Source organism: Enterococcus sp. LJL51 (assembly GCF_049894025.1).
Lineage (GTDB): Bacteria > Bacillota > Bacilli > Lactobacillales > Enterococcaceae > Enterococcus_L.
This window is the reverse complement of sequence record NZ_JBNEQE010000004.1, coordinates 249,527-261,463: the sequence shown is the minus strand read 5'-3', so window position 1 is coordinate 261,463 and position 11,937 is coordinate 249,527. Positions and strand designations below refer to the sequence as shown.

Annotated in this window: 15 protein-coding genes; 13 read left to right on the top strand and 2 right to left on the bottom strand. The window is 37.5% G+C overall.

Going from position 1 to position 11,937, the window contains the following annotated elements; all coding sequences use genetic code 11:
• Window positions 1–6: 6 nt before the first annotated feature.
• The gene (locus ACPWSO_RS06555) at window positions 7–87 is read left to right on the top strand and encodes an IS3 family transposase (RefSeq protein ID WP_426081163.1); all 81 of its coding nucleotides are present in this window, start codon (window positions 7–9) and stop codon (window positions 85–87) included.
• Between the two features lie 473 nt (window positions 88–560).
• Here the strand turns inward: ACPWSO_RS06555 and ACPWSO_RS06550 are convergent, their stop codons facing one another.
• Both ACPWSO_RS06550 and ACPWSO_RS06545 read right to left on the bottom strand, forming a co-directional pair.
• Window positions 561–914, bottom strand: coding sequence for a hypothetical protein (locus ACPWSO_RS06550; RefSeq protein ID WP_426082075.1), 354 nt, complete (start codon window positions 912–914; stop codon window positions 561–563).
• 1 nt (window position 915) lies between these two features.
• The gene (locus ACPWSO_RS06545; protein ID WP_426082074.1) at window positions 916–1,353 is read right to left on the bottom strand and encodes a helix-turn-helix domain-containing protein; all 438 of its coding nucleotides are present in this window, start codon (window positions 1,351–1,353) and stop codon (window positions 916–918) included.
• A gap of 239 nt (window positions 1,354–1,592) precedes the next feature.
• Between ACPWSO_RS06545 and ACPWSO_RS06540 the strand changes: the two genes are divergently transcribed.
• From ACPWSO_RS06540 to ACPWSO_RS06485, 12 genes are all read left to right on the top strand, one after another.
• Complete coding sequence (locus ACPWSO_RS06540; protein WP_426082073.1) at window positions 1,593–1,775, top strand: CopG family transcriptional regulator; 183 nt, start codon at window positions 1,593–1,595, stop codon at window positions 1,773–1,775.
• A 246-nt stretch (window positions 1,776–2,021) separates the two neighbouring features.
• Entirely contained in the window at window positions 2,022–2,771 is a 750-nt protein-coding gene (locus ACPWSO_RS06535; RefSeq protein ID WP_426082072.1) for an ATP-grasp domain-containing protein, read from the top strand.
• 208 nt (window positions 2,772–2,979) lie between these two features.
• On the top strand, window positions 2,980–3,882 hold the full coding sequence (locus ACPWSO_RS06530) for a prenyltransferase (RefSeq protein WP_426082071.1): 903 nt from the start codon (window positions 2,980–2,982) through the stop codon (window positions 3,880–3,882).
• Between the two features lie 322 nt (window positions 3,883–4,204).
• Window positions 4,205–5,083, top strand: coding sequence for an AraC family transcriptional regulator (locus tag ACPWSO_RS06525; protein WP_426082070.1), 879 nt, complete (start codon window positions 4,205–4,207; stop codon window positions 5,081–5,083).
• Window positions 5,080–5,493 carry a DUF3788 family protein gene (locus ACPWSO_RS06520; protein WP_426082068.1) on the top strand — a complete coding sequence of 138 codons (414 nt, stop codon included), beginning with the start codon at window positions 5,080–5,082 and terminating at the stop codon, window positions 5,491–5,493. Before ACPWSO_RS06525 ends, ACPWSO_RS06520 begins: the two co-directional genes overlap by 4 nt.
• 541 nt (window positions 5,494–6,034) lie before the next feature.
• Window positions 6,035–7,492, top strand: a complete 1,458-nt coding sequence (locus tag ACPWSO_RS06515) for a hypothetical protein (RefSeq protein ID WP_426082066.1) — start codon at window positions 6,035–6,037, stop codon at window positions 7,490–7,492.
• Between the two features lie 125 nt (window positions 7,493–7,617).
• Window positions 7,618–7,983 carry a hypothetical protein gene (locus ACPWSO_RS06510; protein ID WP_426082065.1) on the top strand — a complete coding sequence of 122 codons (366 nt, stop codon included), beginning with the start codon at window positions 7,618–7,620 and terminating at the stop codon, window positions 7,981–7,983.
• Window positions 7,984–8,110: 127 nt separating this feature from the next.
• Complete coding sequence (locus ACPWSO_RS06505) at window positions 8,111–8,479, top strand: nuclear transport factor 2 family protein (RefSeq protein ID WP_426082064.1); 369 nt, start codon at window positions 8,111–8,113, stop codon at window positions 8,477–8,479.
• 160 nt (window positions 8,480–8,639) lie between these two features.
• Complete coding sequence (locus ACPWSO_RS06500) at window positions 8,640–9,374, top strand: MBL fold metallo-hydrolase (protein ID WP_426082063.1); 735 nt, start codon at window positions 8,640–8,642, stop codon at window positions 9,372–9,374.
• A 272-nt stretch (window positions 9,375–9,646) separates the two neighbouring features.
• Window positions 9,647–10,186, top strand: coding sequence for an RNA polymerase sigma factor (locus tag ACPWSO_RS06495; protein WP_426082062.1), 540 nt, complete (start codon window positions 9,647–9,649; stop codon window positions 10,184–10,186).
• A complete protein-coding gene (locus tag ACPWSO_RS06490; protein WP_426082060.1) occupies window positions 10,183–10,932 on the top strand; it encodes a hypothetical protein in 750 nt (249 codons plus the stop codon). The genes ACPWSO_RS06495 and ACPWSO_RS06490 overlap by 4 nt, the downstream gene beginning before the upstream one ends.
• Window positions 10,916–11,767, top strand: a complete 852-nt coding sequence (locus ACPWSO_RS06485) for an ABC transporter ATP-binding protein (protein ID WP_426082059.1) — start codon at window positions 10,916–10,918, stop codon at window positions 11,765–11,767. The genes ACPWSO_RS06490 and ACPWSO_RS06485 overlap by 17 nt, the downstream gene beginning before the upstream one ends.
• Window positions 11,768–11,937: the final 170 nt, after the last annotated feature.

The following is an 11,937-nucleotide window of genomic DNA, read 5'->3' as shown; positions in this document are numbered from 1 at the left end:
AATTACATTAAGAATTATAATACCCATAGAATTCAACGGAAGTTGGGTTATCTATCACCGATAGCCTATCGAAAACAGACCGTTTAATCGCCTCTCTTTTGCCCTCTCACTTTTGGGGGTCAGTGCCAAAGTGTTTAGCTCCGAAAACCAGGTAGGTACCGTTCAACATCAGCTCATCCCTCGCTGTGTTTCACAGCAAGAAGACGGATTATCCGAAATTTGTCAAGAAACACTACGAGGGAACCGAGTAGCTGTTGATTGATACCTACCTGAGCTCTTTATATTTTTGAAATCGTTCGGCTTATTTCCGAGAACTTCACCTCTAAGTGCTTTTAGCACTTAGAGGTTGATGCTATTGGAACGAAGTATAGTGAGCTTGCTGTCTCTACGAGTCTAGTGACTCTCGAGACAAAGCATTAGGTTCCTGCAAGCTTGTCTACGGTTTTCACTCTGCTGCGATCCTCGAAGCATATAAAGACTGGAACCCGTTTATTCGGATTTTAGAGAAAGAAGAGTTCAGCCATTTGCTTTTGTTCCATCCTTTTTTAGTGGAGAAATAATTATAAAATTTTTGAAACATGTGTAATTTCTTCGAGCTTTAAAAATAATTGTCGTGTTTTTTTCTTTTCAGTGGTTTGAATGACTACCCATTCATCATCTAAGTCCAACAGAACACCTTCAAGTCGAGTTGAATCACTAGCTGTATAAATGAGATTTGGATTGGTAATCTGGCAAGCAGCACCAATCAGTTCTTCAAGCTGTTGTCTTATTTCTATACGTTCCTGTTCATAAGAGAGCTTTTCTTTTTGTTTTTCCTCTTGATAATTGGGATTTTTGCTTTTAAATAGCTCAATTAAATCATCTAATCGGGAAAACAGCATACTTGCAATAATCAATAAAACAATCCACCACATATTAATTCTCCCCCTTCTCGATACCAACAATGTTTTTGGTGAAAATCAGCTTTTCGATTACTTGATTCTTCTCGGTTAGAATCACACGGATGCTGTTTGGGGAAACGACAGTAATCTTACAATTCGTCAGTGTTGTTTTACCTATGTGAATCCAAGCGTCTGTATCAGGACTCAAATAGATGGTAACTTTCTGATTCAGTAGAGAAAGTAAAAGTGTACTCGTTTTTTTTCTTACAGTGGGTTGTCTGCCGATTAACTCATCCATGGAAACATCATAGAGATTTGCTAAGTCTATCGCTTTATCAATTGTCGGTTGTGCACTACCAGTCTCCCAGTTGGAAATTGTTTGTCTGGTTACATTTATTTCTTGTGCAATCTCTTCCTGAGTAAAACCACGTTCTTTTCGCAGCGTATAAATCAATTCATTAAATTTTGACATTTCAAATCTACCTCCAGAAAAAATTGTACAAAAATAACTGACTTTATTCTATCAAATGTCTTAATATATTACGCAAATTTTTTTAACATTCTCGATTTAGTGGGATTCTTGAAGAAAAAAATTCATAAATATCAATGAGAAATGAGAGCATAAGATTTATCAATTGTTTGTTGCACAAGTGCAACACTTGTGTTGTTATCTAATCAGTATTTTATTATTAACGAGAAAAGAGTGAAACAATGGCTACCGATAAAAATCGTGTAATGATTAGTCTAGATGATAAAAATCTAGAGAAGCTGGAAAATTTGGTTGAAGATGCCCGGGACCGGAGAGGCTTACGGCTGACAAAATCACAGATTATCGAATTATTGCTGAATACTGTAGAAACTTTTGACGATATTATGGGAAACATTCAAAAATAGTTTACGTGAGGGAGCGAGACAAATACTAGAAGTTGCTAACATTGAAGTAAAGTGAGTCGCTGTTCTGCTGCTTTAACGATTCTTGGGAGGTACCTATAAGCTTTTCTACGGTTTTCAATCCATGAAGCAGTGAGGATTTTTGAGACACCGATTATTCGATTCTAAGGGACGGTTTATGTTAATAATCTACCCTTTTTATTTACCAAATAAGTGTTTCACTTGTGAATCACTAGATGGGAGAAGAAAATGACAGTTTATATCAAAGAGACAAAATATCCAATTGAACCGAGTATTGATAAATATAATGCCCTTGTGGGATTTTACCTGAGGGGGGAGGAGATTATTCGCTATCAGTCGATTTATGACATTTTTGAGTTGAGAAAAGAAGATGTTGTGGTAGATTACATCAAAGAAACCTTAGAGCTGCTTCAACTGATGGATATCAAACCTGAATTTGAAGATTATCCGGCGGAGCTTTCTGATTTTTATGGTCGACATATTCGTTCTGGTCTTTTAGGCGAAATAGTCAATATACCTGAAAACTGGGGGCAGTTTGTCAAACCCAAAACGGTTAGCAAGGCATTTACTGGACGTGTTGTCAGGGGAACGAAAGATTTAATAGGGATAGGGTTGCCTTTTGATTTCCCTGTCTGGATTAGTGAAGCTGTCAATTTTTTAGCAGAATGGCGAGTGTTTGTATTGAATGGTTCGATTCTGGATGTCCGCCCCTACCGAGGGGATTATCATGTACATTATGATGCAGCAATTATCGATCAAGCTGTTAAAAGCTGGACAAAGAGCCCCTCCGCTTATGGACTAGATATTGGGGTAACAGATGATGGCAGAACCTTGATTGTCGAAGTAAATGATGGCTTTGCCTTAGGAAATTACGGACTGTTGCCAATATCCTCTGCTATTTTTTCAGAAACCAGATGGCGGGAAATGACGGCGCCTTATTTTGATAAGCATGAACGGCTAATAATTACTCAAGAGTAGCAGAATAGCCGGTAAGAGAGAGTTATTGGTATGAGTTGTTTGAAGCTGCGATTGGTCTGAAAACTATCAAGAGAACAAGCTTTTTGCCAGAATCCAGTATAATGAGAGGTAGTTTTCTGTTGAATGGAACAAAAGCGTTGACAGAAGCAAGTCGGCTAGATAGGATAAGAGCTTGGAGACAAACTTTATTTAGTATAGGAGCTTATTCATGTCATTCAAAATTATCTGGGAGCTAGGCGAGATTTATACTGCACCGCTGAATTTTTTTCTGATTCTGTTAGGAATGTCCTATTCCAGCTATCATTATGGTGTTTTCTTCAACTGGCGTATTCTTTTATTTACACTTACATTGAGTTTTATTCATGTTGCGGTCAATATTTTCAATAACTATATGGACTACCAAAATGCCAAAGATGAAGAATATAAGACGAAAACAAATATTATTGGCCGAGAACAGCTGAAGCTTTCTACAGTAAGGAAACTTTTTTTTGTGTTCCTACTCTTGTCTATGGTGACAGGAGCAATTCTGACTTGGTCTTCTGACTATTTCATTTTGCTGCTGGGAATCGTCGGCTACTATGTGGGCTTAGGGTATTCTTATGGCATTCGGCCAATCAATAGTTTACCTATTGCTGAGACCATACCGGCTGTTCTAAGCGGCTATATGATCCCTGCGATGAGTGTTTACTTGACTGCGTATGGAAAGACTGAAATCAACGGCAGCTTCTGGGGACAGACCCTGCTGGCATTCAGTCCAATGGTTCTTTGTATGTTTAATAATTTGTTAGCAAATAATACCTGCGATTTGGAAGAGGACATTCGGAACAATCGGAAAACACTCGTTTACTATATTGGCAAAAAGCAAAGTGTACGCTTACTACTGGTTTTTCTAGGCTTGAGCTTCTTAGTGATGGTCGCGAGTGTCTTTCTTCAGGCCGCTCCGCCCACCGTGTTATTAAGCTTACTGTTGCTGCCGCTCATCATTAAGCTGATTCAACCTTATGTTAGAGCGCAAATAAAGACACAGACCTTTCCCCTGGTGCTTAAGGCAATGTCGCTAATGATGGTACTTTATCCAGTATTTTATTTACTGGGCAGCTTTAGCTATTAAGTGAATAAATGTAACTGGCCGTAGTATGACTTGAATCATGCTGCGGTCTTTTTTCTTTAGTTCTAAAAAGAAAAAGCTTCTTTTAATTATTAATGTTGACAAATATGGCAGGTATGGGTAGCGGCTGTTTCGATAACTATTCCTTGAAAGAAACTAGCTCCACTTATCTTTGAGTGTTAGCCTATATATTGATTCTCCGCTAGAGTTTTCAGACCCCCTCTAATGTACATGCTCTCTAATTATTATGTCAGAGGAGAGGACGGAATATTGTTAGTGCCTTATAATAAAGTATACGAATAGACTACTGTTGGAGATGATGAAAATGGATTGGATAGAGAAAATGAATGAGGCAATTAGTTATATTGAACAACATATTACCGAGACATTGAGTACTGAGGATATTGCTAAGGTAGCTGGCTGCTCCTCCTATCATTTTCAGAGAATGTTTGCTTATATGACTGGCGTTCCCTTGTCGGAATATATTCGGCGAAGAAGGATGTCTTTAGCAGTAGCTGATTTAAAAAGCGCTGATATGAAAATCATGGATGTAGCATTAAAATACGGCTACCGCTCACCCACTGCATTTAACCGTGCTTTTCAAAGCGTACACGGAATAGCACCGTCACTTGTTAAATTAGAGGGTGTATCGGTCAAATCATATACACCTCTTAGCTTTCAAATAGTCGTAAAAGGAGTGGAAAGTCTGGATTTCAGGATTGAGACAAAAGAGGCCTTTCGTGTTGTAGGTATCTCTATTCCGCTTTTTGGGGATTTTGAGAGTATGAATGAGCCGATTGAACAGGTTTGGAAATTTGCTGAGAGCAACGGTACAATTAAGAAGCTGAAAAGTTTAATGGGAAACGAGTCATCAGGCTTACTTGAAGTGATGATGCCAGATGAAAATACTGAAACTTGGCGGTATTTAATTTCGGTTGCAGCCGACACGCCAATTGAGGAGCCTTTAGAGGAACATATAGTCGCTGCCTATACCTGGGCCATTTTTTCGTATGAAGGAAAAACAATTGAAGAAACACAGGAGCTGGGAAACCGCGTAATCTCAGAATGGCTGCCAACAAGCGGATATGAATATGACAATGGTCCGGATATTTCAGTACATGCTAAAGAAAACTCGGAGGGAGCAATTCTTGAGTATTGGGTACCAATTAAAAAACTGAGTAAAAGTGAGGCTGAAATACTATGATAGATTTTAAAAAAGATAAAAATATCGAACCGACTGCTGAAAATTTAAGAATTGTTTTAGGAAATAGCTTTTCTGCGTACAAAACATTAGTAGAAAAGTTAGCAGATTTTGAAGTGGTTCTTGAGTGGCGTTTTTACAGAGATGGGGGATGGCTTGCCAAGGCAGTTCGTAAGAAAAAAACAATATTTTGGGGAGAAGCAAAGAATGGTTATTTCACTATTGCTTTTCATTTTAATGAAGGAAACAAACAGGGTGTTTTTGTATTAGCTATAGCAGATGAGTTAAAACAAGCTTTTTCAAAAGCTTCACTCATTGGTGGTAAGTGGACTACGCTAAAAATCGATATCTATAGTGAAAGTGAGTTGCCTGATGTTTACCAATTAATAGAGTATAAAAAGAAAGCCAAGTAACAGAAATACAAGAAGTAATCATGTAATGATTAGCCTAATCATTCATAGAAAAAATTTATACAGCGACTGACAAATTTAACAGCGAATAAAATCTATTGCTTTAAAGGTTGAGTGATTAAGCTATAACTGGTGGTTTTGAGGAACAATCAAAGCCGCCAGTTTCTATATCGTAGTGAGCGTGTTAACTAGGAGAAACTAAACTGGAATAAGGAACCTTTTCTTTATAAGATGTTTAAATATGACTTAATCCATGATTAAATGGTATTACGCTATATAAAAAAAGAAGAATTTATTCGACAATAGCTGTGGACCTTTCAAGATAATTTTTCTATAAGGAATAATCTATCAAATACAAGCAAAAAGGAGAGCTAGAAGTAACAAGCAATAAAAAGCACATTCAACTATTAGCTGAACACGTCTGAAGAAATTATTAGGTATTTTTAGATGTTCCAATAGAAATTTTTGGATAGTTTATAATGAATAGTGGGTAAAGAAAAAGGAATAATATTTTGATTAAATTTTATTTAGGGGGAGTAAAAATATGCTAAGAAAATGTGTTATTTTGGGAAGTTTGTTAATTGCAGGTACAATTCTGTCTTTTGAAAATGTCGAAGCTGCAAATGCGTCTGTAAATCAAAAAACTACGTATTATCAAAGAACTGCTCAGCACTACAATCCAGAAGGATCAATTGACTTGTCCTACTACACTCAATCAGAGTTGGAATCACTGACAAAAATTACTCATGGGAGTGAATATCACGGGAATACTAGCCTTGATAAAGCTGCTACTGACCACATTTATGTGCTAGAAAACGCACCACTTCCCAACTTTGTTGGAACCGATGGAATTCTTCAATTATACAATGAGTCTGAGATGATGACAGATACAATGGTTCAAGCTGCTGCTAAATATTGGAACACATTAGCTGGAACGACCATTGTGGAAGTCGTATCTTCGCCAGAAAAAAGTGATGAGATTATACACGATTCTCCAGAAAAATTAGGAGCATTAGGTGGACAGACCTATAGTGGTGATGGCATACTGTTTTACCCAAATCAATGGGCAATTGATTCATTAGACCCTGCTGCTCAACTAGATTGGAAAGAGTCAACTCTAATTCATGAAATTGGACATGCTCTTGGTATTCCTCACTTGGGTGGCGGCGAAGATGGCTATAATGCTCAAAGAGACAATATTTCAGGAACTGAATTTATGGCGCCGTGGACTACTGGATTATGGAACTCGCCTAAAGAAAATAGCAATGGTGTAAAAAGTACGGCAGTCGATGCGGCAGCTTTAGCACTTGCTGGTTTAAGCTGGGAGCAGCCTAAAAAACTTTCATCATGGATTTTGACAAGTCCTGAAGGGTTTGTTAACTACCATGATGGTAAAATAACAACGAATCTTGATACGTTATTCGGAATAAGGATTGATTTTGAAGGAAACTATATTCAAACAAAGCAACAAGTTAATGTAGTCTCTTCAATCATTAAAAACTACAATGTCTACACTATAAATGAGGAAGTACTGAATAATAAAGCTGGTATCAGTAGTGCAAAAGTTGTAGGAACGACTAATGGTATGGGATTAACTGATAAAGATCTCACTATTTTGGCGTACTATACATCTACCAAAGGAAACTCTTATTACAAAATTTCAGCAGATGGACAGGAATATGTTGTTAACTCCAGAGCTTTCGATACTAAGTTTGGTATTGAAATTGATTTTAAAGAAAACTATATACAGACAAAAAAAGAAGTAAGCACAGTGTTATCCATAATAAAGAATTACAATGTTTATACTATTGACGAAGCGGTATTGGAATTAGGCTTTGGACGATCCGCTGCAAAAACCGTTCAAACAACTAACGGATTAGGATTGATTGGTAAAGAAGTAAATATTATCGCCTATTACACTTCTACGAAAGGGAACCCGTATTATAAAATTTCAGTAGATGGGCAGGAGTATGTTGTTAACATTGCGGCTTTTGAAAGCTGAAATATATAAGGTGACTATAGATTAATAGGTTCTGTAGACAGGTTCATAGAAAGCGAAAGAGTTGACGTCTGAGGGCTATGCGCGGAATAGCATCAAAAAGGATACAAATGAATGGAGTTGATTTGTTGGGTAAGAATATACTGAGACAAAAAAGTTCAGTACAAGGCTGTGGGTATTTATTTTTGCTGGCGCTTATTTTGATTATCCCCATAGGATTCGGCGTAGTCAAAGTCAGTGACAATCTTTTTAACAATCCCAATGAACAGATACTATCTCAACTGCCAAATTTTATAGAGGTTCCCAGTTATGACCCTAAGGATGATTTCCCTATGATAAGCGAAAGTGAGAAAGCTTCAAAAAACGAGATGTGGTACGAGATTAGAATACAAGCTGCTAATCAAAAGGAGTATTTGTACTCAGTAAAAGTAGTCATTAGGAAGAAACTATTTCTGCAGCCGAAATTAAACGTAACAGAAGTTATAGAGCATTAAGCTCAACCAGTTTATTAGTTTATTTAATAATTCCCCAAAAGCTCAATAGCTGGAATCAATAGCATAACCTGAAATCTCCTCACGTTGTTCGGCTTCTAAAAAGATTAATAATTGAAGGAGAAAAACAATGAAAAGAGACATAGTATTGGATTTTGTTGCTGCAATTAATCATCAGGACTTGCCTCAAATTATTCAAATGATGTCAGAAGATTTCTGTTTTATTGATACCTATGGAGATAAAGAAGACAAAGAACAAATGAAGATAGGCTGGCAGGGCTATTTCGATTGGTTTCCAGACTATACTATTGAAGTAGATGATTATATTGAAAGCGAGAAATTCTCAATGATAATCGGAACAGCAAGTGCTTCATACCTAGGAAACAAAAGTAAATCATGGTATTTTCCAGCATGCTGGAAAGTAGTAGTTAAAAATAATCAAATACAATTATGGCAAGTGTTTTGTGATTCGAAAAAGCAACTGGATTCTATGAAGTAAAAGTTCGTAAGATTTTCAAAAAGAGTGGTAAGGATTGTAGTCATTCAAAAATGATATTCTTAAAATAAGATAAACTAGAGCCTGTCTAAAAACTATAGGAAAAACAAGCTTTTCAGACATAATCTAGTAGAAATAAAAGTTGAATGCAAAAGGAGTAGTTATGGAAAAGAGAATTCTTGACCCGCACAGTTATGCGTATATTTTTAATGAATTAGATCCATTTATAACCATGGTCTTTGTTTTAATTAAACCAGAAGCAGTTTATATTATTGACACGTATTGCGGTTCTGAGTATATGGCTGAAATCATGGCGGATATTGAAAATGAACTGAAGGGGAAAAAGCTGTATGTTATCAACACGCATTTTCATTGGGATCATGTTTGGGGAAATCCTTATTTTGAACAGACGCCAATTATCGCCCATTACCTGTGCGGTACGCTCATGGAAGAATCATGGGAGACAGACCTTAGCGAGGAAGGACAACACTTTAAAGGAGAGAAACGGCTGGTGAAGCCTACGGTGTTGATTGAGGACGCCGGTAGCTGGGAAAATGAAGATATCTATATTTTTCATACGCCTGGGCATACTAGAGATGGTCTGTCGGTTTTGGATAAGAAATCAGATTTTCTTTATGTAGGGGATAATCTTGAACGTCCAATTATTCAAATTTACGAAAATAATCTTGATGTATATACGGATACTCTGAACAAATATGTTCAAATGAACCCTAAGCAGATTCATGCCGGACATAGTTTAGCCATCACGCTTACAGAGATAGAGGAGACAATACAGTATATTGACGCATTGAAGACAGGAAAACCGCTTGAACTAGGTGATTCATTTTGTCAGGAAATCCACGAAAGTAATCAGCGTTACGCGGCCGCTGAAGAATAAATAAAGCTCTAATAGTTACGAAAAAGCTTTGTTTTTTAGTAGTTTAACTATAAAATTACTGAATTAAGCGCAAGCTTTCATAAAAAACGTTTTTCCAATTCCTAATTATTTCTTATAGTTAATTTTCGACACCTGATGAATCGACCGATTTATTGGGTGTCTTTATAGTTATTTTATAAGGCAGGTTTGCTGTTTGAAATAGAATAAAAAATAGTAGAAAATTAAAACTTTTTTACTATCCATCGGTTAATAATAGATGAGGGGGTGTTTCAGTGGATGAGTGGTTATTGATTTATTACAGTAAAAAAGGAGATCGCCGCGCGTTGAACGAACTGATTGAAAATTATTATCAGGATATTTACCGCTACTGTTATCGGAGATGTTTTGGAAATCAGGGACTAGCGGAGGAAATCACTCAGGAAGTTTTTCTGCGGCTGGTTCATCATATTAAGAGCTATCGTTTTACGGGAAAGTTTCGCAACTACTTATTTACCATTGCGGTTAACCTTTGCACCAATACACTAGCCAAAAAACAGCTGCCCAATTTGTCCATAGATACAGAACTGCTGGCTGCGGATGTCAGCACGAATCCTGTTGAGCAGACCCTGGAGTCAGAAAAAAAATTAATAATTAAAGGGCTGATTGATGAGCTTCCCCCGATTCAAAAAGACGTTATTATTCTGCGGTACTATCATAACCTTAGGCTAAAGGATATTGCCCAGATTTTGGAAATCCCCTTGTCAACAGTAAAATCCAGATTGAAGCAGGGGCAGATAAAAATAAAAAGCAGGCTGGAGGAAGAAAATCTATGAATACTGATTTAGATAATCAATTAAAAGATGTACTTAACCGTTATCAGGTAGAGGATTCTAATAAACAGAAGCAGACGATTCACTTAGCAGAACAAGCTTTGGCTTCACAGGATTTTCCTCAAACGCTGCTGAAGCAGCTGGTGAATCAGATACGCTACTTATCGCCATCATTTATTCTTATACAGCTGCTTTTGACATTAGTTATCCTAATTATGATTGGAAGAGATTATACCTCATCTGGTTCAGTCATGATGTATTCTCTGGCGTTTAGTGTACTGCTTTGCTTAACCATGCTTCCGGAATTATTGAAAAGCTTCATTTATTCAACCTGGCAGATTGAGAAGTCCTGCCGCTACGCCTTTCATCAAGTTCTGCTGATGCGTTATTTTGCCCTAGGACTTATCGAATTTCTACTGCTGCTGACAGCTGGATCAATAACGGCATTTTTTTCTGACAGCTCATTTCTTTTAACATTGCTGCGCTTCTTTGTTCCTTTTACGGTTATTAGTGGAATAAGCTTAGGGGTTGTCACTATGACGAATAGCTTTCTTTCCTTCTGGGGGCAACAGGTAGTGACGGTGGTATTAATCATTCTGTTGTTAAAAGGTGTTGACGGCATCATTTCATTGAATCAGCTTACAGAGATTCAATGGATTTTAGCAGGTCTAGGAGGGAGCCTTTTGTCTTTGATTTCCATGCTATTTCTGAGCCGAAAAGGAGGTGTAAGACTTGGAATTAACCGTTAAAAAATTGAGTCTTTTGAACGAAAAAAAACTAATTTTAGACCGAATTAGCTTTTCCTTGAGGAAGGGGCTTTATTGCTTAGCTGGTCCAAATGGTTCAGGCAAGACCTCCCTTTTAGCAATTTTAGCAGGTATTTCTGACAGAACGCTGGGAGATATTATGGTAGCCCAGGAGCTTCAAGGAACCCTAGGAGAGGATTATCGAAACAAATTAGGCTTTTTGCCCCAAGCATTCGGACTAATTCCGACGATGACACCGGTTCGCTTTCTAAAGTATATAGCAGGCTTGAAGGGCATTCCTGCTTATCAGGCGAAGCAGCAAATCAATGATTTATTGATGGAGTTAGGCTTATCGGATAAAAAGAATCGGAAGATAGCGAAGCTGTCTATGGGAGAGCATCAGCGGATAGGTATTGCACAGGCGTTATTAAATAATCCGGAGCTAATCCTCCTTGATGAACCCTTTAACCATCTGGATCCTGAACAGCGGATAGCTTTAAGAAGGCTACTCAAGCAGCTTTCCCAGAAACGAACGATTCTTTATTCCACTCACCTAGTTAGTGAAATAGGGGAAGCAGACGAGATATTGCTGTTAAAATCAGGAGAGCTAATAGCCAAGGAGTCGCTTGCCGACTTAACTACTAAATTTGACGGGATGATTTGGGAAATAACAGAGGCGGTAGAAGCACAGCTTATGAAGGGGAAAATATTGAGTAGAGTCCTGCAGGCTTCTCAAAAAAAGCTTCGCGTTTATAGTGAACAGCAGCCACATCTGACGGCTGTTCAGGTCAAACCGACTGTTGAAGATATTTATTTTTATTATATGAATCCAGGTTAAAGGAACGGGTAGCTAGTGAATTGGTAGACGAAGTGAAAATCAGTTGAATCAATACTTGTTTCTAAATTAGAGAAAATGATTTTGTCAGGGACGATCAGTGTATTAATGAAAGGAACAATTGCTACAACAAGCAGAACGATAGAGGTACGAAGAGACAACTATACGTAAAG

Excerpts from the sequence above, each read along its gene's own strand:
- ACPWSO_RS06550 (WP_426082075.1), bottom strand. The coding sequence starts at position 914 with ATGTGGTGGATTGTTTTATTGATTATTGCAAGTATGCTGTTTTCCCGA.
- ACPWSO_RS06545 (WP_426082074.1), bottom strand. The coding sequence starts at position 1,353 with ATGTCAAAATTTAATGAATTGATTTATACGCTGCGAAAAGAACGTGGT.
- ACPWSO_RS06540 (WP_426082073.1), top strand. The coding sequence starts at position 1,593 with ATGGCTACCGATAAAAATCGTGTAATGATTAGTCTAGATGATAAAAAT.
- ACPWSO_RS06535 (WP_426082072.1), top strand. The coding sequence starts at position 2,022 with ATGACAGTTTATATCAAAGAGACAAAATATCCAATTGAACCGAGTATT.
- ACPWSO_RS06530 (WP_426082071.1), top strand. The coding sequence starts at position 2,980 with ATGTCATTCAAAATTATCTGGGAGCTAGGCGAGATTTATACTGCACCG.
- ACPWSO_RS06525 (WP_426082070.1), top strand. The coding sequence starts at position 4,205 with ATGGATTGGATAGAGAAAATGAATGAGGCAATTAGTTATATTGAACAA.
- ACPWSO_RS06520 (WP_426082068.1), top strand. The coding sequence starts at position 5,080 with ATGATAGATTTTAAAAAAGATAAAAATATCGAACCGACTGCTGAAAAT.
- ACPWSO_RS06515 (WP_426082066.1), top strand. The coding sequence starts at position 6,035 with ATGCTAAGAAAATGTGTTATTTTGGGAAGTTTGTTAATTGCAGGTACA.
- ACPWSO_RS06505 (WP_426082064.1), top strand. The coding sequence starts at position 8,111 with ATGAAAAGAGACATAGTATTGGATTTTGTTGCTGCAATTAATCATCAG.
- ACPWSO_RS06500 (WP_426082063.1), top strand. The coding sequence starts at position 8,640 with ATGGAAAAGAGAATTCTTGACCCGCACAGTTATGCGTATATTTTTAAT.
- ACPWSO_RS06490 (WP_426082060.1), top strand. The coding sequence starts at position 10,183 with ATGAATACTGATTTAGATAATCAATTAAAAGATGTACTTAACCGTTAT.